Raw genomic sequence first — 22,788 nt, 5'->3', positions numbered from 1 at the left:
TTCTTACAGCATTTTTTCTTTATTATATATTTTGATTTTTGCTTATTTATTTGAATAAAAGAGGGTTTCACCATGAGAACATTCATTGATTCAAATAAGGGCTTTGTCTTTGAACAGAATCTCCTTTTCAGCATATTCCCCCCTCTTTCAAAAAAAGCATATTCCAATTCATACTTATATTAAATGTATCTTTCCGGCACATGGTTATACATTATCTGAATTTATTCCAAAAGAAGTCATATGCCTAGTAGATTTAACCTCCATTAACGAAACGAAATGCATGATTGATTATTACGTAAGTTCATGCATGGACCAAACTACACCATTTGTAGATCCGCCACCTATATTAAGCGAGATTGTCAGACCGTTCGCATTATAGTAAAGCCCAACAACATCACCAGCAGTGAGCGTAACCTCACCTGCCAAGGTTACTGTTCCGTTACCGAGTACAGCTCTTAAGGTTAGAAGCAATGCAATATTAACATTTAAAATAGGTAATAATCCCGTAACAAGACTTGTTGTTGTAGGCGCTGTTCTTTGAACTAGAAAAAAGGGGTTTATTCCAGCTCCGAGGCTTATGCCAATAGCTGCAGTGGTTATATAATTTACTGTTGCTAAAATAGAATATCTACCAGTGACCGGTATCGTGTAATTGCCTGTTGCGGCATTGAAATTCGCATTTCCATAATAAGGATTCGCTACAGACCAGTTAATAAGCTGACCCGTTGCTGATAAAGTAAGAGAAGATAAAAATGCTGAAAATCCTTCAGCAGCAAAGTTCGGACCAGTGGCTCCTGTAGCGCCGGTTGCCCCTGTTGCTCCGCTCACTCCTACTCCCGTCGCTCCTGTAGCGCCGGTTGCTCCTGTTGCTCCAGTCACTCCTACCCCCGTCGCTCCTGTAGCGCCGGTTGCCCCTGTTGCACCTGTCACTCCCACTCCCGTCGCTCCTGTAGCGCCGGTTGCACCTGTTGCTCCGCTCACTCCTACTCCCGTCGCTCCTGTAGCGCCGGTTGCTCCAGTTGCTCCGGTCACTCCTACCCCCGTCGCTCCTGTAGCGCCGGTTGCCCCTGTTGCACCTGTCACTCCCACTCCCGTCGCTCCTGTAGCGCCGGTTGCTCCTGTTGCACCTGTCACTCCTACCCCCGTCGCTCCTGTAGCGCCGGTTGCCCCGGTTGCTCCGGTCACTCCTACTCCCGTCGCTCCTGTAGCGCCGGTTGCTCCTGTTGCACCCGTTACTCCTACTCCCGTCGCTCCTGTAGCGCCGGTTGCTCCTGTTGCCCCTGTTGCTCCGGTCACTCCTACTCCCGTAGCTCCTGTCGTGCCGGTTGCCCCTGTTGCTCCTGTCACTCCCACTCCCGTCGCTCCTGTAGCGCCGGTTGCTCCTGTCACTCCTACTCCCGTTGCTCCTGTAGCGCCGGTTGCCCCTGTTGCTCCTGTCACTCCTACTCCCGTCGCCCCTGTTATTCCCGTTGCTCCCGTCGCTCCTGTCGCGCCGGTTGCCCCGGTTGCCCCTGTTGCCCCTGTTGCTCCGGTCACTCCTACTCCCGTAGCTCCTGTCGTGCCGGTTGCTCCTGTTGCACCCGTTACTCCTACTCCCGTCGCTCCTGTAGCGCCGGTTGCACCTGTTGCACCTGTTACTCCCACTCCCGTCGCTCCTGTAGCGCCGGTTGCACCTGTTGCACCTGTCACTCCTACTCCCGTCGCTCCTGTAGCGCCGGTTGCCCCTGTTGCTCCTGTCACTCCTACTCCCGTCGCTCCTGTAGCGCCGGTTGCCCCTGTTACTCCCACTCCCGTCGCTCCTGTAGCGCCGGTTGCTCCAGTTGCTCCTGTCACTCCCACTCCCGTTGCTCCTGTAGCGCCGGTTGCTCCAGTTGCTCCTGTCACTCCCACTCCCGTTGCTCCTGTAGCGCCGGTTGCTCCAGTTGCTCCTGTCACTCCCACTCCCGTTGCTCCTGTCGTGCCGGTTGCCCCTGTTGCTCCAGTCACTCCCACTCCCGTCGCTCCTGTAGCGCCGGTTGCCCCTGTTGCTCCCGTTACTCCTACTCCCGTCGCACCTGTAGCTCCTGTCACTCCAGTTGCTCCCGTTACTCCTTCTCCCGTCCCTCCTGTAGCGCCGGTTACGCCAGTTGCTCCGATTGCTCCTACCGTCCCGGTCGCCCCTGTCTCCCCAGTTGCTCCTGTCACTCCAGTTACTCCAGTTACTCCCGTTACTCCCGTTGTACCTGTCGCCCCTGTTTCACCTGTCGCCCCCGTCGCGCCAGTTATGCCTTTCTTACGCGTCCCGTCGCAGCTTAATGAACCGGAGCATGAACAATTGCTACTTGAACATTGCGATCTGTTAAGTTTTGAGCTGCCACAATACATATCCATTAGCCCCCCATCCTTTGTACAACAATCTCGAATACATATATCATTAAAAATTAGAATCGATGAAAATTTTCAATTCCAATTTTCCTATCATTGAATTTATATAAAACTTATCATCTAAAATAAAAATTCTCCCAGAAACAGAAAACATTCTACCCCTCTATCGGCAGACTCTATTAATAGTAAATGAATTTTCCTCAGTTTTTGATTGTACTCAAGCCGTATTTTCCAAATAATAGTCATTTAGTACATACCTAAAAATAGAGACACTTTGCCTTCATCAAGGCAAAGTGTCTCTAGCTTTTTCACTACTTTTAACCTGTCTAATCCTTCCCATACAAAGACCACATAATATATCGAGACCAACAATCCATTTTTTATTTCTTTATAAAATTTTACATTTATTCTGCATTTAATCTTTACATCACAACTTCCGTTTAATGTTTCAAAGAAATAATAATATATGCTAAAATAGATCAGCCATAACTTTATTATAAGTAGTTAGGTCTTTATACCGTATAGCACAGATTTAATCTAAATCCTGTATCTATCCATTTGAATGCGGATACATTTTCTTGCATCACTCGAGTTGTCGCTGCTCACTACTACATGAAAAATCGATTTAGTGGTATATTAGTACTATATCGAATCGTCCGGAGGTCCTATGGAAAAACATAACTCTTCACAAGACCGAGCATCCTTTATTTTTAATATTGAGGTGCTTGTAGAAGGGAAAAACAACGCTGCAGCGCTTGAGCAATTGCTTCATTCGCTAAATGGTTCTGACTTTGTTGATTTCCGTATATTATCCGGCATCCAACTTGGAGAGCAAATCGAACATCGCAAGAACAATACTAGCTCCACCCGAGAAATTCCTTTGTCGCCTAACCTAACTAAAGATGCTGACAACGTACAACCTAACAGAACTTCAACCACCACTCCTGAGCAAACAAAAGAAGCTAAAAAGGCCGACAAACCAGCAGCAGATGCTCTAGAAGCTTTGAGCTATTACGACAAAATAAGAGCGCTCATGAAAAACAATACCTTAATCCGGCTCCTCGTTAATAAAGGCTTAGGTATTACGCTCAGCATTCCATGCCGAATCATTAATATGGATGAGTCGGAAAATATTATTACCGTTTATCATGTCGACGAGAAGCAAGTGTATACGTTTCGAATGAACGAAATTGAAGACTTCTCATACTAATCCACGCGTGAAGAAAAAAAACCGTTCCAATGACTGTTTATCAGCCATAGAACGGTTTTTTTAGGCATAACCCGGAGATAACATTTGTTCAATGTTGTCACTTGATACAGGCGGACTCCAGAAGAAGCCCTGCATTTCATCGCATTTGTGCTTGCGAAGAAACTCCATTTGCCCTTCAGTCTCCACGCCTTCTGCGATAACCTGAATATTCAGGTTATGAGCCATTGCAATAATTGCTGCAACGATTTCTGCATCACTCGGGTCCTGCTGAATATCACGTACGAAGGAGCGGTCAATTTTCAACCGATCAATCGGGAAGTTTTTCAAATAATGAAATGAACTATAACCGGTGCCAAAATCATCAACGCTAATATTAACGCCTAGTTCCGTTAAATCGAGCAAACAGCGAGACACATGGCTAACATCCATCGTCATCGACTCCGTGATTTCCAGATCCAAATATTTTGGATCGAGGCCTGTTTTCTCAAGTACTGCCGCTACCTTGCCTGCGAGATCCGTTTGAACGAATTGCCTAATCGATAAATTGACGGATACCGGCATTAGCGGCAATCCAGCGTCTTGCCATGCTTTGTTTTGACGGCAGGCCTCTTCCAGCACCCAATCGCCAATTTGGACAATCATGCCGCTCTCTTCAGCTAACGGGATAAAGTTTCCTGGCGGTATCATGCCTTTAAGCGGATGATTCCATCTTACAAGCGCTTCTACGCCAACCATAGTACCTGAGCTCAAATCATATTGCGGCTGATAATGCAAAATAAATTCTTCGCGCTGAATCGCACGGTACATCTCATGCTGCAGCGTAAGTCGCTCCAATGACGAATTGCTCCAGTCCTCCGAATAAATTAGGCAATCATTTTTCCCGCTTTCCTTCACTTTGACAAGCGCCATATCTGCTTTCTTGATAAGCGAATAACTATCATCATCCGCGTTGCGGTTTGTAACCAAACCAATACTCGCTGTAATATGTAACGGGAAGCCGCTCAGCTCATAGGGCTCTTCAATCGACTTGAGGAGATTTCTGCACAGCTCAAGCAAATGCTTCTCCGATCGTAAATTGCAAAATAATAAAGCAAATTCATCGCCTTCCATACGCGCTGCAAAATCATTGTCATCAAGATCTCGATTTAGTCTTTCTGCAACTTGCATGAGAAGAATATCACCAAATTCGCGTCCAAAGGATGCATTAACCAGCTTAAAGCGATCCAAATCCAAATAACAAATACCAACGATACGTTCTTCTTCCTTCGCCCTTGTCAACGTCTCCGTCAGTTTCATTTGAAACAAAGTGCGATTCGGCAATCCGGTCATATCGTCGTGATAGGCCATGTAGCGAATTCGTTCAAGATTACGTTTACGATCGCTTAGATCCTGGCTTATCACTACCGTTCCGATGACTTCTTCCATCTGTATCATAGGAGAGCAAACAACCTGAAGCTCGAGCGGAAAACCTGAACCATGCGTAATGTTAATATTGATCTGTTTCGTTTCACCCAGCAAAGCCTGCTCAAATGTTTCTTGCAGCAATTGCCGGCTGCCCGGTTCAACTAGTCGCAAGATCGTTTCACCGAGAAGCTCGGTTCGGTCATAACCAAGTGTACGGCCAGAAGCCTCGTTCAACTCCATGACAATCCCATTTTTATCTAATATCGCAAGTGGAACGGCATCTGAACGAAGCAAGGTCTCTACAATTGCCGTATGATAATTTTGGAAGCTAAACGTCACATTTCGCTTTATATAAACAATTACTGCAGTTACGATTAATGATGCAGCGATGGCCAAAGCGGTCCATTTGTACATCGAGTTAGAAATTAATATAAATGAAACGATAATCCAGACCAACCCGAGTGCTGCCAGCAAACAGCTAATAACCAACGATCCATTCAATGATTGCTTGAGGAGTTGCCGCTTTCTATCAGGAAAACCATCTATCCGTTTCGTCACGCACAAACGTCCTTCCTCTATTTCGAGTCAAGTCAGTGTTCGCTTTATTATAAACGATGTACGCGCTCTGGTATAGAAATATTTACTAAAGCAACTTGTTTTTTTGTTGTATTACAGAGTAATATGTCGTCAATTCATTATTTATTTCTAACTAATTACTTTCTTTCTTAAATGCTGCAGTAATAATACATATCCAGCCAGCAATGATCGCAACGCCGCCAATAGGTGTAATCATGCCAAGCTTGCTGAAGCTCGTAATTGATAATACGTACAAACTGCCGCTAAAAATGATCATTCCTGTTAGAATTAATCGGCCGCCATTTAAAGCAAGCTTGCTTGTCCCCATTTGTTTGGCGAACAAGGAAATTAGCATTAAACCGAGTGCGCTGTACATGTGGTAACGAACGCCTGTTTCAAAAACCTCTAAATAATGATCACTCAATTGTTTTTCTAATCCATGTGCTCCGAATGCGCCTAAAGCAATGGCTAAAGCCGCGTTTATTGCTCCGATTGCAAAATATTTTGGAAACATTTGTTTTCAATCCTCTCGTATTTGTGTATAATTTTACCGTAATTAGTAAAGGAGCTGATATAAATGGAAAATGAAACCAATAACAATGCTAATCCATCTTCCAGCAATGAGCCTTATGGTTCAAGACCCGTTTTCTCAAACGACCAAACCATCTATGAAGGTCCTAAGAAGCATTCAGGAATTGGCATTACATCCTTCATCATTGGGCTGCTCTCAGCCGTATTGCTTATTATTGCAATCGTCTCAGGCTTCTCATTCGCTGATCAGATCGCAAATACAGACGTCATTATAGCAGACCCTTCTGATAGTGCAGCTTTTAAAGCTTCAATCGAAGCGCTTGGTCAAGAAGTTCTTGTTTCTATGATGCTTACCATCGTTTGTATTTTTGGAGCAGGACTACTCTCCCTTGCAGGTCTTATATTAGCCATTATCGGTGCCGTCTCCAGCAAGCGTCGTAAAACGTTTGGCGTTATTGGCATTGTACTTAACGTTGTTGTATTTGTAGGCGGTATTGCCTTATTTTTTGTAGGCTCTGCTTCTATTGCTTCGTCTGTTGCCTAATTAAATTTCGGCCAGCTGTAAAAAGTCTGTCTCAGCCTCAATGGAGTGCTCGAAGCAGGCTTTTCTTTTTCAAGCCGCTTATCTCACCGTTAATTTCGTCCGACTAAAACCTTCCTTCGTCTTATTAACCTCAAGGCAAGCCGGGAATGCATCCTTAAGCTCCTGAACATGAGAAATAACACCGATCATCCTTCCCGATTTCTGTAAATCAACAAGTGCTGTAATAGCTTTCTGAAGCGATTCCTCATCCAGTGAACCAAAGCCCTCATCAATGAACATCATTTCAATCGTCACGCCGCCCATGTGGGATTGAATAACATCCGTCATTCCAAGTGCAAGACATAACGAGGCGTTAAATTTCTCACCGCCGGACAATGTTTTCACGTCACGATTTTGACCTGTATACGCATCATAGACATCGAGTCCTAGCCCGCTTTGCTTGCCGCGAGTTTCAAGGCGATCACTTCTTTGCAGCATAAACTGTCCATTCGATAAATCATGCAAACGCGAATTGGCAGCAAAGAGAATCTGCTCCAAAAACTCGATTAGAATATAGCGCTCGAACGATACCTTGAGCGCATTATCTCCTTTCAGCATCTGGAATACATCCATGACCTCTTCTAGCTTAGCCTCAAGCTCGCTCACATAATCATTGGCTTTTCCAATTGAGATGGCAAGTCGCTCAGCAACTTGACCGGTCCGCATTGCCGTTTGTGCGGCGGCAAATAGTTTCTCCTGCTGCTGCTTCAAAGCAGCAAGCTGCTCTTGAAGCTGCGACAGATCAACTCTAGGTTTGCCTGCAAGCTCGCTTTGCAGTTCAACCAGCTGCTGCATAAGTGAAGCAACGGCTGCTTGGTATGCAGCAATTTCTTTTTTCAACTGTTCTCTAGCTGAGTCAAGCAAAGCTGCTTCTCGATATTGCTGAACCGTGTCAAAGCCCGCTTTCACGAGCTCATCCAGCAATCGCTGCTCTGCTAACTGCCTGTTTTTTTCCGATTCTTGCTGCTGCTGCTCGGATTGCACGGCATATGCTTTCTGTTCGGCCAGCTTCGCTGTCATTTTTTGCTGCTGCTCTTGAACAGATTTCCATGCTGCTGACATTCGGTCATAAACTACCTGCTGCTCGTTTAGTTTTTCAGTCAGCTTCTCAGGAGTACGCAGCGTTTCTGGGATGCGGCCCAGCTCCTGCTGCAGCGCCGATTGCTGTGACGTTCGCTCAACGATTAAGCGCTGCTGCTCCTGCTGTAGTTGTTCCTTACTAAGCTGTTGCTTCTCGAGCTGCTGCTCCTGACGTTCGATCAACTGCTTGATCTCAGGAAGCTGCTTCACTTTCAATAGAAGCTTGTCCGTTTCTTCCTTAAGGCCGCGCCAAAGCTGCAGCAGCTGCGCTCGTTGCTCCTCCAGCATGACGGCTTTCAATCCAAATTCCGCCAGCTCTTTAGCACCATCCTCGCGTGTTGCTTGTGCTGCAGCTGCTTGTGCTCGCGCTTCAAGCCATTCCCGCTCCACTGCGGCTAATTGTAATTTTGCCTCTTGCAGCCGTTCACGAGAAGGAATCTCTGAATGTATGACTGACTTTGCTGGATGCTCCTCACTGCCGCACACAGGACAAGGCATGCCCTCATGCAGATGGGCAGCCAGCAGAGACGCTTGCCCCTCAAGCCATGCAGCCTCAAGCTTATCGTGGTTGTCTTTTTCTTTGCTGAGAGCCTGAGCGAATTCTTTCTCTAATAGAGCGATTTTTGTCATTTCCTTCTCGACGTCAACTACTCGCTTTAATTGTTTCCCCTGCTGCTCAATAAGACGCAGCTTGTCCAGCTTATCTGTCAGCTCTGCCGTTTCTAGCTCTGTTTCCTTCACTTGTGCATTTGCAGCGAGCTTCGCTTCTCGCAGCTTTATAAGCTCTGCATCCAATGCCTCAAGCTTAGTTGTACAACCCTTCTCTGCAAGTACGAGCTTGTCGATCGCTTGCTGCTGACTAGCTAGCGTTCTTACGATTGGAGCCATCTCTAGCAATCTGCTGAGCTCACGTTCCGCTTCTCGTCGTTCGTCGCTGCGCTGCTCTTCTACTGCAAACCGCTCAACTGCAACCTTAAAGTCGCGCTCCGCGGTTTCCAGCTCCGCTTGCCTCGTAGCAAATTGTTCCCGCTTCAACTTCGCATCAGCAGCGGTTCGTTCGGCATGCTCCTGATAAGGTGCCAAATGGGCTGCTTTTTCAGCAAGCGCCAGCCGCTGCTCCTTCAAGCCATAATCCGGCTTCTGCCCATCCAGCTGCTCAAGCTGCGACCGCTTCCTCGCATGCTCCTCGTACTTGCTATTCAGCGTCATCGCAAGCCTTAGCTGCACTTCTGCCGCTTCAAGCCTTCCTGCAAGCAGCTCCTTTTGCTCTTCCGCTTCTCCTGCAAGCTTCTTATAAAATTCGAACTCCAGCCCCAAAGCGTCCGTCACTTGCGTCGCACTATATACTTCCTGCTTAAAAGTTTCAACAAGCTTACTATTTTCTCGCTCTGGCAGCGCCTCTTGCACTTGCTTCATATAAGCATTAAGAGTCGCTTTTGCTTCTTTCAGCTGATCCTGCAGCGCACGGTTTTTTTGCTGAAAACGATTTTCCAAACGCTCATACAGCTCTGTCCGAAAAATTCGGCGTAAAATCTCTTCCTTATTATCCGTATCGGAAGTCAGCAGCTTTCGAAACTCTCCCTGTGGAAGCATGACAATCTGACTGAATTGCTCCTTGGTGAGGCCAATAATCTGCTCCAGCCTAGCATTCACGTCAGACAAAATAAAACGGTCTACAGCTGGAATGGGTTCCCCGCTAGTCGTCTCGTACAGCTCGCATTTACCGCCTGTTTCACTTTTGTTCCCGCCCTTGCGATGAGGCATTTGCCTAAGGACCAAGTAGCTTCTGCGACCGATAGCGAAATCGAAATGAACCGCGGTGTGTATCTCTTCTGCAGCAAAATGACTGCGAAGCATTCGGGGATCAGCTCGATCCTCTCCACTAGCCGTTCCATAGATAGCAAAGCAAATCGCATCAAAAATTGACGTTTTCCCTGCGCCTGTATTGCCTGAAATAACAAACAGGCGTCGATCCTCCAGCATGCTGAAATCAATCGTTTCCGTGTCTCGATAGGAGCCGAAAGCTGTCATTGTTAATTTGATTGGCCTCATAGGATACCTCCTTCCTCACGCAGCAGCTCTGCATACGTATTCGCAAACAACTGTTTTTTCGCTTCCGTGAGTGGCTGCTGCTTTACTTCTTGATAAAAAGCTGCGAACAGCTCGATTGGATCAGCCTCACGCCGTCCTTTTGCCACTCCAGCGTCCAAGCTGCTGCCATCGCTCGAATGGCTGCCTGAAGATAATGGCCTGCGTTCCACATGAAGCGCATTCGGATAAACCGCACGCACCTTCTCCATTGGAAACAATACGGGATTATCATTCAAAAGAGTAACAAAAACATAATCCTCGTTTATTTCATGCTTCGTTATCTCTTCAATAGTAGCAGTTACACGGCGCATGTTGCGAAGCGGAAGCAGCTCGCGCTTCTCGATCTCCACATCGCCCGCTTCATTAAGCTCAATGACGAAATAACCCTTCGCATGGTTCTCCTCAGAAATCGAATATTTAAGCGGGGAACCCGCATACCTTATCTTGTGATTGCGAACGAAATGGGCCTGATGCAAATGTCCAAGCGCTGTATAATTAAATTTCTCAAAATAAGCCGCACTCACATGTTCAGCACCGCCAACAGACAATGGCCGCTCGGAGTCGCTTGTATTAAGCTCCGGCTCTCCGGTTGCCGTAACAAAAGCGTGCCCGACAAACACATGCCGAGCTTCTGGATTCATAGACTCAGCAATGTTTGCTGTAACTGCCCGCATCGCATCGTCATGCGTTTTTATCGATTCATCGCCAAACTCGTAGCGTACTTGCGCAGGATCTGCGTACGGAACAAGATGGAAGTGAACCTCGCCGAATTCATCATTTAGCACAACTGGTCCGAGCTTCTTGCGGAGCTGTCCCACCAAATATAAACCGCGATTTTCCATCATTTTTGTACCAAAATTAATACGGTCTGGACTGTCGTGATTCCCTGATATTGCAAGCACTGGCGTACCTAAATCGATGACGATCCGGCTGAGCAGCTCATCCAGCAATTCTACCGCTTCCGTAGGCGGTACAGCCCGATCATAGAGATCGCCAGCAATAATGACCGCATCCGGCCGTTCTATTTCGATCGCTTGCAGCAGCTGCATCAGAACATAACGCTGATCCTCTGTCATATATACGCCTTGAACGAGCTTGCCCAAATGCCAGTCCGCAGTATGAAATAGCTTCATTCGTCACAAACATCCCTTCCTTGCATTTCTATCTATCTTAACACGTTATTGGTCTATCATTTATTTTAACATCCGATTCATCATGCCGCATAGTAAAGCTGAGATTGCTTTCCGCTATCTATTGCACATCGCATAAATACACGATAAAGTTAGACACGGCATACGTTTATCAAACTCTATTCCTATTATAATGACAACGATGGAGGACTACCAAATTGTCTCGTTTCACTTCTACTTTATCCAAAAACTACATACTGCTGCTTACTGTCGTATTCGGAGGTTTTCTCATCTTTGGCTTCTCCGAAAATATTAAAGGTCCTGCGCTTCCTAGAATGCAGAGTGAATTGAAGCTTGACGAGCTGCAAGTTGGAATTTTGTTAGCATTTAACTCCCTTGGCTATTTGCTTGCATGCAGCTTTACCGGGTGGCTTACCCGCAAAGCAGGCATGAAACTCACCTTGGTGCTCACATTTGGCTCTATGGCGGTATCTGGTGTTTGCATCTATTTTGCAGCCAATTACACCTCACTTTCATCCGCTTATTTCCTCATGTATGTCGGAAATGGGATGCTGGAAATCGCGCTAGCCATCCTTGCCGCTCGAATTTTCATCAAAAACACGGGCACGATGATGAACCTCGCACACTTTTTTTATGGGCTCAGCTCAACCTTTGCTCCAATCATCGCTGCTTCGCTGATGGGTGTTCAAGTATTTGGCTCTGCGCTAGGCTGGCGGGGAATGTACATGCTTATGCTCGCGCTCTCGATTTTGCCAATGCTTCCAGGACTTTTCGCAAAATATGCCGGTGATGAGCAAAAACACGAGGAACGAATCACTTTAAAGGAATTTGCTCGTGACAAGATCGCTTGGCTCATTGTCGTCGTACTATCTTTCGGAGTAATATCGGAGCTTGCTGTTGGCGGCTGGCTCGTTAACTTTTTGGAGAAGGCTTACGGCTGGAGCGGCGATGCTTCGGCTAAAATGCTATCTGCCTTTTTCTTCTGCTTTATGCTCGCAAGGCTCGTTCTCGGCCCCGTCACTGACAAAATTGGCTACACGAGATCGCTCATTTTACTATCTGCTTTTTCTGGGTTATGCTCAGTTGCAGCCATTATCATCGGTGAACCAGGTGCCTTTCTGTTTGCACTCGCAGGAGTTGGTATCGCCCCAATCTATCCAACCGTCATGGCCTTGCTTGCCAAACGTTACCCGAACAACGCCGATACCGCTATTACCTTTACCGTAACCTTAATGGGTATAGCGAGTGTCATCGGCAACCTCGCTATCGGCGCCATTACAGAATGGACGAAGCAGCTGTTCGCCGGAAGTGGAAACTCGCAAGCCAGCCTCGTTGCAGGTCTGCAAGGAGGTTATCTATTCATCGGGGCATGTGCGCTTGCCTGCTCGGTCACTTCGATCATTCTTTATCGCATGCTTAGAAATAGGAATGCCATATTGTAAATAAAAATGCCCCTGCCAGTGCTGAAGCTCAGCACGCTGCGGGGGCATTTTTTATACTAGGCAGCCTTATCAAAAATATCTCGATGTTATCATTTTTTTCTTCGTATAAAATTCCACTCCGTCCTTTCCATTGGCATGCAAATCTCCGTAGAAAGAGTCCTTCCAGCCCGAAAATGGAAAAAAAGCCATTGGCGCAGGCACGCCTACATTAACCCCCAGCATACCGGCTTCCGCTTCCTCGCGGAACTTTCGAACCGCCTTAGCATTTTCCGTATAAATGACTGCTGAATTACCAAATCTAGAACTGTTCACTATAGTAAGCGCCTCATTTAAATCTTCCGCGCGCAGGACAGATAATACTGGGCCAAATATTTCCTCCGTGGCAATCTTCATTTCAGGCTTCACTTGGTCAAAAATCGTCGGTCCAAGAAAATATCCTTCGCCGCTGCGTTCCGTTGCAAGCCTGCCATCAAGCAGAAGCACAGCCCCCTCAGCAGTCCCATTCGCAATATACTTTTCGATGCGCTTGCGATGATCATCGCGTATGACTGGCGTTAAGGTGACGTCATCGCGCATTCCCGAACCGATGATCATCGCTTCCGCTGCAGCTTGCAGCGCCTTCATAAAGCTGCTCCCATCACCAACTGCAACGACAGCAGAGCAAGCCATGCATCGCTCACCAGCACTGCCAAAGGATGAGGCTATGATGTTCTCAACCGTCTTATCGATATGCGCGTCCGGCATTACAATATGGATGTTTTTGGCGCCGGCAAGCGCTTGAACCCTTTTGCCGTTATAGGCAGCTCGCTCATATACGTATTTGGCAACAGGCTGCGAGCCGACAAATGAAATGGCCTTAACACTGGGACTGCTCGTCAATGCATTTACAACATCGTGAGCGCCATGCACCACATTAAGTACACCATCCGGCAATCCCGCTTCCCGTAATAGCTCCGCAAGCTTGTTAACGGTAAGCGGCGTACGTTCTGATGGCTTGAGCACAAAAGTGTTGCCAAGCGCGATGGCAAGCGGGAACATCCAGCACGGTACCATCATCGGAAAATTAAATGGCGTGATGCCCCCGACTACACCAAGCGGCACCCGGAACAGCTCCGAGTCTATATCTGTAGCTATGTTCGCAAGCGTTTCTCCCATCATATGCGTCGGCGCTCCTGCCGCAAACTCCACATTTTCGATGCCGCGCTGCACTTCTCCGAACGCTTCCTTGTAGCTTTTTCCGTTCTCCATCGTTATAATCTCCGCCAGCTCCTCCGCATGCTCCTGCAGAAGCTGCCAGTAACGAAACAGCACCCTCGCCCTGCGTGGAACAGGGGTTTTGCTCCATGCTGGATAAGCCTGCTCCGCGGCATGCACAGCAGCCTCAACATCCTCTTGGACGGATAACGGGACGTATGCGATTACTGCACCTGTAGCTGGATTGATCACTTTATCTGTTCGTCCATTTACAGACTCCACCCAAACACCGTTTATAAAATTACGTAATTTAAGCGAATCCTGTAGGGAAATAGGTTCTATAGCCATCCTATCAGCTCCTATGTTTGTTAATTATCGTTGGGAACAAACCTTTTACCCTTTGTCGCACTCAAGGAGCTATCTCCTTTTGGAAAACTACGCTCCAATTTTTACTGCGCGTCTCTTTGTTCTCTAACATCTTGTTTAAGCAGCACATTAACAAAATATTTGCGAGCATCCGCCGTCTCAATGAGCAGCGAAGCTTCATCCCCGCCGGGGTGCTTAAGCTCCAGCCAATCGCCGCTTAGTCCTTCACGTACGCCAGTAATGACATACTCCTGATTCAAGTACGCATCAATCTTGTTTTTCTCCTCGACGTATTGCTCATAGGCGGACATGTCTCTTCCTCCTTTGGCGCTATGGCTTCCCTTTATCCCTCATGTCGCGAAACAGAGTTGCGACAAGCAGCTATCGATTAGCCGCCTTGTAAGGAGTCCGCTTCACGTATCGTCCAGCTCCAATAGAGCCAACAAATTGACAATCTTGAATAACAAATTCACCGCGTGATAGCACGCTAACGGGCAAGCCTGTCACCTTCAATCCTTCAAACGGGTTATAATCAACGTTCATATGATGTGTTTCAGCTGAGAGAATACGCTCTGCTAGCGGATCAAAGATGACGATATCCGCATCACTGCCAACTGCAATCGTGCCCTTCTGGGGGAAAAGACCAAACAGCTTGGCGCTGCGCGTCGATACAATGTCTACGAATTGATTAAGCGTAATACGACCTTGATGAACGCCCTCCGAATAGAAGAGCGAGAATCGATCCTCTATAACGGGGCCGCCATTTGGGATTTTACTGAAATCCCCCCGCCCCAAATCCTTTTGTCCGTCAAAATTAAAAGAGCAGTGATCCGAACCCAGCGTTTGCAACTGGCCGCTCTTCAGTGCATTCCAAAGCTCCTCTTGATGATACGCTTCACGAAGAGGCGGCGACCATACGTATTTTGCCCCTTCAAAATCCGGCTTCTCCAGCTGCGACTGATCGAGCACCAAATATTGCGGACAGGTTTCGCCCCACACGTCCACGCCTTGATTGCGCGCCTCTGCGATTTGCTGGACGGCTTCGGCGCATGTCACATGCACAACATACAGTCTCGCTCCAGCAAGCTCGGCTAGTTTTGCTGCCCGTCCAGTTGCCTCTCCTTCAATAATCGATGGTCTCGTAAGCGCATGATAAATAGGATCGGTGTTGCCTTCCTCCAACGCTTTATGAATGAGAAAATCGATGACATCGCCATTCTCAGCATGAACCATCACCATCGCTCCATGCTCCTTGGCTGCGAGCATCGTCCGAAACAACGTGCCGTCATCCGCTTGAAACACGTTTTTGTACGCCATAAACACCTTCAACGAGGTAATGCCCTCTTCTTTAATAATCGATGGAAGCTCGGCAAGCACTGCATCGTTTATTTCACTAATCATGAGGTGAAAACCATAATCGATTACGGCTTTACTGCCTGCTTTTTGATGCCATGCCGCAATGGATTCCTTCAGTGGTTTCCCTTTCGTCGTCAAGCAGAAATCAACAATCGTTGTCGTTCCTCCGTAAGCTGCAGCTTTTGTGCCTGTCTCAAAATCATCCGCCGTAACCGTGCCGCCAAACGGCATATCAAGATGGGTATGCGGATCAATGCCGCCTGGAAATACGTATTTGCCTGTAGCATCGATAATCTCATCCGCTTCCGATTCGAGGTCAATGCCGATTTTGGCGATGATGCCTTCCTTAATCAGCACATCAGCTTTATACGTGTCGGCTGCCGTTACAATAACCCCATTTTTAATGAGCTTCACCGTCATCCTATACAGCCTCCTTCTTATCGCCATCGTCAGAATCATTGCTTTTTCCTAGTGACGCAATTGCCGCTTGCCGTTGATTCCAGCTTAGAGCCGGCTCCGTAGAGGGAACCTCAACCATCTCAATTGCACCTTCAACCGGGCAAACAATAGAACAAAGGTTGCAGCCTACACAATCTTCTTCGCGAACCTTCAGGTATGCTGCGCCAGTATCGTCTATATGCCGCTCAATGCACTGATGCGAAGTATCCTCGCAAGCGATATGGCATTTATTGCAAACGATGCAAGTATCCTGTTCAATTCGTGCAACGACCGCGTAATTAAGGTCAAGATCTCCCCAATCCGAATAGCGCTCTACCGATTTGCCTATTAGCTCATTGACTGATTGTAAACCCTTTTCATCCAAATAATTGTTTAAACCATCAATCATATCCTCTACGATGCTAAAGCCATGATGCATGGCCGCTGTACATACTTGAACGCCAGTTGAGCCCATCAAAATAAACTCAACCGCATCCCGCCAGCTCGATATTCCGCCTATCCCGGAAATGGGCACCCCGACTAAAGGATTTCGGGCACATTCTGCAACCATATTAAGCGCAATCGGCTTAACAGCAGGCCCGCAGTAGCCCCCATGCGCGCCTTTTCCGCCAACATGCGGAATCGTATTCCATGTATCGATATCCACTCCTGCTAGTGAATTAATGGTATTGATCAGCGAGATCGCATCCGCTCCTCCGCGAACGGCTGCTTTCGCTGTCGCGGTAATGTCCGTAATATTTGGCGTAAGCTTGACTATGACTGGCGTCCTCGCTGCCTCCTTGACCCACATTGTCTGCATTTCAACCAGATCCGGCTGTTGTCCGGAAGCAGCGCCCATCCCCCGCTCCGCCATGCCATGGGGACATCCGAAGTTCAATTCCAATCCATCCACACCGACAGCCTCTACTTTTTTTACAATTTCATGCCATTTCTCGCGTTTAGGCTCCACCATCAATGAAACGACAAGCGCATGCTCCGGAAATCGCTTCTTTGTCTCGTATATTTCCTTTAAGTTCACTTCAAGCGGGCGATCCGAAATCAGCTCAATATTGTTGAATCCTGCTACTCGTTGTCCATTGAAATGAATAGCTGCAAATCGCGAGGATGTATTAATAATTGGATCGCCCAGCGTCTTCCATACCGCTCCGCCCCAGCCCGCTTCAAATGCTCGCTGAACTTGATAGCCGGTGTTTGTTGGCGGCGCTGATGCAAGCCAAAAAGGATTTGGAGAAGCTATGCCTGCTAATTGAATGCGCAGATCAGCCATCATTTTCCCTCCCTGCAACTAGCGTTTTATAAATCGAATAAGCTGCCAGCTTGCCTTGCTGTGCGGCGGCAACCACCATCGCATCCCCTTGGCCTTCACCGAAAATAACGTCGCCAGCAGCGTAAATTTTGGGATTTGAGGTCTGATAGGTTTCCGTATTCACTATCACCATTCCCCGCTTATGATGCAAGCCCAGCTGCTCAATTAGCGGCAGGTGACGTGTTTGACCAATTGCCTTAATGACAACATCAACATCAAGCAGGAAAGAGGAGCCTTCTATTGGTGTCACCCTCTTTCTTCCCCCTTGTTCATCCTCTTCAAGCTGCATCCTCATGCATTCAAGCGCCTCGACATTTCCATCAGCATCTCCGATAATCCGGCTGGGAGCGCTTAACCATTCAAACTCCACGCCATCTTGCTTCGCGAATTCGAATTCAAAATCGTAGGCGGTCATTTCCTCTCTCGTCCTGCGGTATACCATCTTCACTTTCGAAGCCCCGAGCCTCACCGAGCAGGTGGCCGCATCAACCGCCGTATTGCCCGCACCGATTACCGCTACACGTTTGCCAGCAAAATCATTTGTAAGCTCCGTTTTGGTCGCTTCTACAAAATCAATGGCGTCATACACACCGGTTAATTGTTCGCCCTCGATGTTAAGATAAGGTACCTTCGACATTCCTATCGCCAGTAAAACCGCATCATACTGCGCAAGCAGCGAATCTGTGGCTACGTTAGAACCAATTGCTGTATTCGTCCGAATATCAACGCCCAGCTTCTTCACCTGTTCAACCTCCCACAGAGCGATGCTCTGCGGCAAACGAAACGAAACAATGCCATATGTATCAAGACCGCCCGCTTGTTCCTTCGCTTCGAATATCGTAACGGCGAAGCCAAATCTCGCAAGCTCGCGCGCAGCAGACAGACCTGCTGGTCCGCCGCCTATAATTGCCACCGATTTGCCGTTGCTTTGACCAGCTGCGAACAACTGTTGATTATTTTTTATCGCCCAATCCGTGGCATAGCGCTGCAGGCTGCCGATCATAATAGGCTTTGAGGATTCGTTCATTACGCATGCGCCCTCGCACAGCTCCTCAGTCGGACATACTCTGGCGCAGGTCGCTCCAACAGGATTGGCATCCATAATGACGCGAGCAGATCCCTTCATATTGCCGGAAGCAATTTTTTTGATAAAAGAAGGGATGTTAATGCCCGTCGGGCACGCTTTTATGCACGGAGCATCGTAACAGTACAAACAGCGGTTCGATTCCTCTATAGCTTCCTTTGGCCGCATGCCTGCCTTCACCTCTGCAAAGTTTCGCCGCAGTGATTCGACAGGAATAAACACCGACTTTCCTATCGCGCCCATACCCATCTCCTCCTTATTCAACTTCAATATTTTTATAGGTTTCAAGTATTCAGTCGCGCTTAAAGCTTTACAGGTCTATAACCTGGGCAAGAGTTACTGGTCTACTATAATCTTTCACTTTTAGCCGCTTAATCTGTGCGCTGTTCGGTATAGAAGCTCTACACCGAGTTCGATATCTTCCGGCGATGAATACTCCTTCGGATTATGACTTATCCCGTCCTTGCAGCGAACAAATATCATTCCGTAGTTGCAAACATAAGACATCGTTAACGAATCATGGAACGGGCCGCTCATCAGAACGGGCGGGGCAAGCCCTATTTTCGCCGCTTCCTCCTGCATTAGCTCCCTAAGCTCAGGCGCGCAGTAACGCGGATCACTCCTCGTATCCTCACGAATCGTGTACGTCAAGCCATGCTCTAAACAAACAGCATCTATCCTCGCAAGAAGCTGTTCCTCCAGCCTGTTCCTGCGACTCAGATCAATATCACGGAAATCAACGGTGAAGCTTACTTTCTCTGCAATAATGTTGCGCGAGTCCGGAAATACCGACAGCGAACCAACCGTTCCTACAGTCGGTGCGCCAGGTTCAGCGCTAGCTAATTCGTGGAGTGCAATGATAACCTTAGCGCTGCCGACCAATGCATCCTGGCGCATAGACATTGGCACGGAACCCGCATGTCCTGCGAAACCTGTCATTTCTACCGTCCACCAGACAGGGCCGGATATTCCGCTGACGATTCCAATCGGTTCATGGAGCGACTCCAGCACTGGACCTTGTTCAATATGCAGCTCCAGAAAAGCAGCTATCCGCCCTTCCTCAAAGACATATCCTTCAAACGCAGCAGGATCACATCCAAACGCGATCAATGCCTCCCTGCGAGTCACACCATTTTTATCCGTCCGATCAAGCTCCCCCTCCTCAAGCTTCCCGGTCATTCCTCTTGCGCCAAACAACCCTTTGTTAAATCTGCAGCCTTCTTCATCACAAAAAGCGACAACTTCAATATTTCTAGCTGGCTTAAAGCCTTTTTCAACCATCGTTTGAACGGCTTCAATTGCCCCTAATACGCCAATAACGCCATCGAATCGCCCGCCGTACGGCTGCGAATCAATATGGGAGCCAAGCATAAGTACCGGTGCTGCCGAGCCAGCTCCTTCCAGCACGCCGATCAAGTTGCCGAACGGATCAATCCGCGCCTCCATCCCCGCTTCAAGCATCCAGCTCCGCACCAGCTCTACACCTGCCAAATCCTCCTTCGACAGCGCCAGCCTGCAAACGCCTGTATCACCAATTTTGCCAATCTGAGCGAGCTCATCAATACGCTTGTGCAGCCGCTCCGCATTAATGCTGAGTTCTTTCTCCACTCTTTTATCCGCCTCCCTCAGACACCGAAAACCTGAAGCAGCGTTTCGGCGATAAATACAATCTCATCATCCGTAGTCGACAAAGGCGGGCTCAGCGTCAAAATGTTCATAAAACCCGGCACTGTATCGCCATTTTTGCTAATGAGCAGTCCTTTTTGCTTGCACTCCGCAATAATAGCAGCAACTCTAGCAGCAGATGCCGGCTCCTTTGTTCGTTTATCCTCAACCAGCTCGATACCGATAGCCGAACCAAAAATTCGAAGCTCGCCTACGTACTGATGTGATTCAAGCGGCTTGATTCGGCTAAACAGCTCTTTCCCTATATAGGCAGAACGGCTGACTAAATTTTCACGTTCTATAATTTCTATATTTTTTAGCGCCACCGCGCAGGATACAGGATTGCCTCCAAAGGTATTCACATGACGGAAGTGATTGTCTGCTCCGCTTTCTTTGAAGCTTTCATACATTTCGGCGGACACTGCCGTTGCAGATAATGGAGAATATGCGCTTGTCAGCCCTTTCGCCATCGTCACTATATCCGGCCTTACCCCAAAGTTCTGATGCCCAAATTTTTCTCCTGAGCGGCCAAAGCCGCAAATGACCTCATCAACAATGAGCAGGACATCATGCTTATCGCAGATCTTTCGCAGCCGAGCTAAATATGGATCAGGCGGCACAATCATTCCACCTCCGGTAATAACCGGCTCAACGATAATGCCAGCGACCGAATCTGCACCCTCCCATAGGATGGCATCCTCATAGGCTTGAGCGCATTGCATTTTGCAGGAGCCTTTCGTTTGCCCGAAAGGACAACGATAGCAATAGGGCGGAGGCACATGGGAAAATCCCACACCTAGCGGCTCGTATTTCAGCTTGCGCTGCGCTTGCCCTGTGGCGCTAAGTGCCCCCATAGAATTGCCGTGATAGGCGCGGTGGCGTGAAATGTATTTGTACTTAGAGCCCTTCCCACGTTGATGATGATACTGGCGGCCGATTTTGAAGGCGACTTCATTGGCATCTGAACCTGAGTTGGAGAAAAAAAATCGATAATCGCCAATGAGCCATTCATTCAGCTTCGCAGCCAGCTCAATTGCCGGAACATGAGATTGAATGAGCGTCGCATAAGCTACTGTCTTCATTTGTTCCGCAGCCGCTTCAGCTATTTCGACCCGCCCATGACCGACATTGACGCACCACATCCCGGACATGCCGTCGAAATAGCGATTCCCGTCCATATCCGTTAGCCAGCTTCCTTCTCCCGACACGATAACCATTGGATTCTCATTATGAGGAGAAATATGATGCCATAAATAGTTCCGGTCCTTCTCTAACAGCGCTGCTTTGTCTTCTTCATTCATTGCTGCCTCATTCACGCCCATGCCTTCCTTTCCTCCTTCGCGGCTGCCGCTTCTATAATAGATTGAACCGTGGATGAGACCATCAGCGGTCCTTATAGACTAGCGTATGCGGCTACTTCGCTGCTTCTTCCAAATTGTTTCTGAGATTGCTGTTATGACTCAAAAATAACCTCGTAAAGCAACGCAGGATGCTCGGAAAAGATACCTATTTTAAAGCGGATTTAAACTTCTAGAAGCTGTTTATGGGGATAAATTCATGTGATCCCTGTTCATTTTCCCTCACATAACCGCTCTGCTCTTGAATATATTGAGTAACAGACAAGAAATAAGCGATGAGCATGTAAAGCTTTTTTTCATTCTGCAGCGTTAACATAATGGAATGAGGTGAGGGAAATGGAGTCAGAGCCGCTATTTATTGTTTCAAGGGAAGATTGGTCGCTCCACCGCAAAGGTTATGAGGATCAAGCGCGACATCAGGAGAAGGTGCACGAAGCCATTAAGCAAAATCTTCCCGATCTGGTTTCCGATGAAAGCATCGTATTGTCCGATGGCAGGCGAACGATTAAGGTCCCTATTAAAAGTCTCGACGAGTCCCACTTTATATACAACTACAACAAGAAGCAGCACGTCGGACAAGGCGATGGCGACTCTCAGGTTGGGGATGTGCTCGGCGTCGATCCACAAGCTGCTAAGGGGCCCGGCAAGGGTCAGGATGCAGGCGACCAGCCCGGAGAAGACGTTGTTGATACTGAGATAAGTATCGATCAATTGGAGGATATGTTGTTCGAGGAGCTGGAGCTTCCTAATCTGGAGCAAAAGCAAAAAGATCAGCTGCAAACTACCGAAATCGTTTTTCACGATATTCGAAAAAAAGGCATTATGTCCAATATTGACAAGAAGCGAACATTAATCGAAAACCTGCGCCGCAACGCTAATGCGGGCAAATCCGGCATTGGCGGCATTTCGCCTGACGATCTTCGTTACAAAACATGGAATGAAGTCATCAAACCCCAATCCAACGCGGTCATTCTTGCCCTCATGGACACATCCGGAAGCATGGGCTCGTTCGAGAAATATTGCGCGCGCAGCTTTTTCTTCTGGATGACACGCTTCTTAAGGCGCAAATATGAGCATGTGGAAATTGTGTTTATCGCGCATCATACGGAAGCAAAGGAAGTTACTGAGGAGGAATTTTTCAATCGTGGGGAAAGCGGCGGCACCATCTGTTCGTCCGCTTATCAGAAAGCGATCGACATCATCGATAGCCGGTACCCGACTCCCAATTGGAATATATACCCGTTCCACTTCTCTGATGGCGACAACCTAACCTCAGACAACGAACGCTGTGTGAAGCTAATCGGTCAGCTGATGGAAAGAAGCAATATGTTCGGATACGGAGAGGTCAACCAATACAATCGAAGCAGTACTCTAATGTCCGCCTACAAACACATCAACCACAAAAAGTTTATGTATTCGGTCATTAAGGAGAAAGGCGAAGTGTACAAAGCGCTTAAAACCTTTTTCTCCAAGCAAGTGACCGGTGCCTAATAAAACCACAGAAAAAAGCCGTCCCGATGGGTTCAACCCATTCTGGACGGCTTATTTGCATTTTCAATAAGCATCCC

The 22,788-nt window shown here is 47.8% G+C and carries 16 protein-coding genes; 4 read left to right on the top strand and 12 right to left on the bottom strand.

Annotated features, from left to right (window positions below; genetic code table 11):
- Positions 1–291: 291 nt before the first annotated feature.
- Positions 292–2,370: a collagen-like protein gene (locus AB4Z45_RS10500; RefSeq protein WP_441909142.1), complete on the bottom strand. Its 2,079-nt coding sequence runs from the start codon at positions 2,368–2,370 to the stop codon at positions 292–294.
- A gap of 661 nt (positions 2,371–3,031) precedes the next feature.
- Here AB4Z45_RS10500 and AB4Z45_RS10495 point away from each other — a divergent pair.
- A complete protein-coding gene (locus tag AB4Z45_RS10495) occupies positions 3,032–3,574 on the top strand; it encodes a hypothetical protein (protein WP_441909141.1) in 543 nt (180 codons plus the stop codon).
- A 60-nt stretch (positions 3,575–3,634) separates the two neighbouring features.
- On the opposite strand, the gene AB4Z45_RS10490 is transcribed toward AB4Z45_RS10495, so the two are convergent.
- Together AB4Z45_RS10490 and AB4Z45_RS10485 are read right to left on the bottom strand one after the other, a co-directional pair.
- A complete protein-coding gene (locus AB4Z45_RS10490; protein WP_441909140.1) occupies positions 3,635–5,536 on the bottom strand; it encodes a putative bifunctional diguanylate cyclase/phosphodiesterase in 1,902 nt (633 codons plus the stop codon).
- A 151-nt stretch (positions 5,537–5,687) separates the two neighbouring features.
- Positions 5,688–6,068 (bottom strand): DUF423 domain-containing protein, encoded by a 381-nt coding sequence (locus AB4Z45_RS10485; protein WP_441909139.1) that lies wholly within the window; start codon positions 6,066–6,068, stop codon positions 5,688–5,690.
- A 63-nt stretch (positions 6,069–6,131) separates the two neighbouring features.
- Between AB4Z45_RS10485 and AB4Z45_RS10480 the strand changes: the two genes are divergently transcribed.
- On the top strand, positions 6,132–6,629 hold the full coding sequence (locus tag AB4Z45_RS10480; protein ID WP_441909138.1) for a hypothetical protein: 498 nt from the start codon (positions 6,132–6,134) through the stop codon (positions 6,627–6,629).
- A 78-nt stretch (positions 6,630–6,707) separates the two neighbouring features.
- On the opposite strand, the gene AB4Z45_RS10475 is transcribed toward AB4Z45_RS10480, so the two are convergent.
- On the bottom strand, positions 6,708–9,800 hold the full coding sequence (locus tag AB4Z45_RS10475; RefSeq protein ID WP_441909137.1) for an AAA family ATPase: 3,093 nt from the start codon (positions 9,798–9,800) through the stop codon (positions 6,708–6,710).
- Positions 9,797–10,972, bottom strand: coding sequence for an exonuclease SbcCD subunit D (locus AB4Z45_RS10470; RefSeq protein ID WP_441909135.1), 1,176 nt, complete (start codon positions 10,970–10,972; stop codon positions 9,797–9,799). Before AB4Z45_RS10470 ends, AB4Z45_RS10475 begins: the two co-directional genes overlap by 4 nt.
- Positions 10,973–11,187: 215 nt before the next feature.
- Between AB4Z45_RS10470 and AB4Z45_RS10465 the strand changes: the two genes are divergently transcribed.
- A complete protein-coding gene (locus AB4Z45_RS10465) occupies positions 11,188–12,432 on the top strand; it encodes an MFS transporter (protein WP_441909134.1) in 1,245 nt (414 codons plus the stop codon).
- A 69-nt stretch (positions 12,433–12,501) separates the two neighbouring features.
- On the opposite strand, the gene AB4Z45_RS10460 is transcribed toward AB4Z45_RS10465, so the two are convergent.
- The 7 genes from AB4Z45_RS10460 to AB4Z45_RS10430 all read right to left on the bottom strand — a co-directional run bounded on the left by AB4Z45_RS10460 (position 12,502) and on the right by AB4Z45_RS10430 (position 21,184).
- Positions 12,502–13,974, bottom strand: coding sequence for a CoA-acylating methylmalonate-semialdehyde dehydrogenase (locus tag AB4Z45_RS10460; RefSeq protein ID WP_441909132.1), 1,473 nt, complete (start codon positions 13,972–13,974; stop codon positions 12,502–12,504).
- Between the two features lie 101 nt (positions 13,975–14,075).
- Positions 14,076–14,303: a hypothetical protein gene (locus AB4Z45_RS10455; protein ID WP_441909130.1), complete on the bottom strand. Its 228-nt coding sequence runs from the start codon at positions 14,301–14,303 to the stop codon at positions 14,076–14,078.
- Positions 14,304–14,373: 70 nt separating this feature from the next.
- Positions 14,374–15,768: a dihydropyrimidinase gene (hydA, locus tag AB4Z45_RS10450; RefSeq protein WP_441909128.1), complete on the bottom strand. Its 1,395-nt coding sequence runs from the start codon at positions 15,766–15,768 to the stop codon at positions 14,374–14,376.
- 1 nt (position 15,769) lies between these two features.
- Complete coding sequence (preA, locus tag AB4Z45_RS10445; protein WP_441909524.1) at positions 15,770–17,074, bottom strand: NAD-dependent dihydropyrimidine dehydrogenase subunit PreA; 1,305 nt, start codon at positions 17,072–17,074, stop codon at positions 15,770–15,772.
- Entirely contained in the window at positions 17,067–18,440 is a 1,374-nt protein-coding gene (locus AB4Z45_RS10440; protein ID WP_441909127.1) for an NAD(P)-dependent oxidoreductase, read from the bottom strand. Before AB4Z45_RS10440 ends, preA begins: the two co-directional genes overlap by 8 nt.
- Before the next feature lie 120 nt (positions 18,441–18,560).
- Positions 18,561–19,805, bottom strand: coding sequence for a M20 family metallo-hydrolase (locus AB4Z45_RS10435; protein ID WP_441909126.1), 1,245 nt, complete (start codon positions 19,803–19,805; stop codon positions 18,561–18,563).
- Positions 19,806–19,822: 17 nt separating this feature from the next.
- Complete coding sequence (locus tag AB4Z45_RS10430) at positions 19,823–21,184, bottom strand: aspartate aminotransferase family protein (RefSeq protein WP_441909124.1); 1,362 nt, start codon at positions 21,182–21,184, stop codon at positions 19,823–19,825.
- A 372-nt stretch (positions 21,185–21,556) separates the two neighbouring features.
- On the opposite strand from AB4Z45_RS10430, the gene yhbH reads away from it, so the two are divergent.
- Positions 21,557–22,711 (top strand): sporulation protein YhbH, encoded by a 1,155-nt coding sequence (gene yhbH, locus AB4Z45_RS10425; RefSeq protein WP_076270296.1) that lies wholly within the window; start codon positions 21,557–21,559, stop codon positions 22,709–22,711.
- The last annotated feature ends 77 nt before the right edge of the window (positions 22,712–22,788 follow it).

Source organism: Paenibacillus sp. MCAF9 (assembly GCF_052114265.1).
GTDB lineage: Bacteria > Bacillota > Bacilli > Paenibacillales > Paenibacillaceae > Pristimantibacillus.
This window is presented reverse-complemented; position numbering and strand designations above follow the sequence as displayed.

Excerpts from the sequence above, each read along its gene's own strand:
- AB4Z45_RS10500 (WP_441909142.1), bottom strand. The coding sequence starts at position 2,370 with ATGGATATGTATTGTGGCAGCTCAAAACTTAACAGATCGCAATGTTCA.
- AB4Z45_RS10495 (WP_441909141.1), top strand. The coding sequence starts at position 3,032 with ATGGAAAAACATAACTCTTCACAAGACCGAGCATCCTTTATTTTTAAT.
- AB4Z45_RS10485 (WP_441909139.1), bottom strand. The coding sequence starts at position 6,068 with ATGTTTCCAAAATATTTTGCAATCGGAGCAATAAACGCGGCTTTAGCC.
- AB4Z45_RS10480 (WP_441909138.1), top strand. The coding sequence starts at position 6,132 with ATGGAAAATGAAACCAATAACAATGCTAATCCATCTTCCAGCAATGAG.
- AB4Z45_RS10475 (WP_441909137.1), bottom strand. The coding sequence starts at position 9,800 with ATGAGGCCAATCAAATTAACAATGACAGCTTTCGGCTCCTATCGAGAC.
- AB4Z45_RS10470 (WP_441909135.1), bottom strand. The coding sequence starts at position 10,972 with ATGAAGCTATTTCATACTGCGGACTGGCATTTGGGCAAGCTCGTTCAA.
- AB4Z45_RS10460 (WP_441909132.1), bottom strand. The coding sequence starts at position 13,974 with ATGGCTATAGAACCTATTTCCCTACAGGATTCGCTTAAATTACGTAAT.
- AB4Z45_RS10455 (WP_441909130.1), bottom strand. The coding sequence starts at position 14,303 with ATGTCCGCCTATGAGCAATACGTCGAGGAGAAAAACAAGATTGATGCG.
- hydA (WP_441909128.1), bottom strand. The coding sequence starts at position 15,768 with ATGACGGTGAAGCTCATTAAAAATGGGGTTATTGTAACGGCAGCCGAC.
- preA (WP_441909524.1), bottom strand. The coding sequence starts at position 17,074 with ATGGCTGATCTGCGCATTCAATTAGCAGGCATAGCTTCTCCAAATCCT.
- AB4Z45_RS10440 (WP_441909127.1), bottom strand. The coding sequence starts at position 18,440 with ATGGGCGCGATAGGAAAGTCGGTGTTTATTCCTGTCGAATCACTGCGG.
- AB4Z45_RS10430 (WP_441909124.1), bottom strand. The coding sequence starts at position 21,184 with ATGGGCGTGAATGAGGCAGCAATGAATGAAGAAGACAAAGCAGCGCTG.
- yhbH (WP_076270296.1), top strand. The coding sequence starts at position 21,557 with ATGGAGTCAGAGCCGCTATTTATTGTTTCAAGGGAAGATTGGTCGCTC.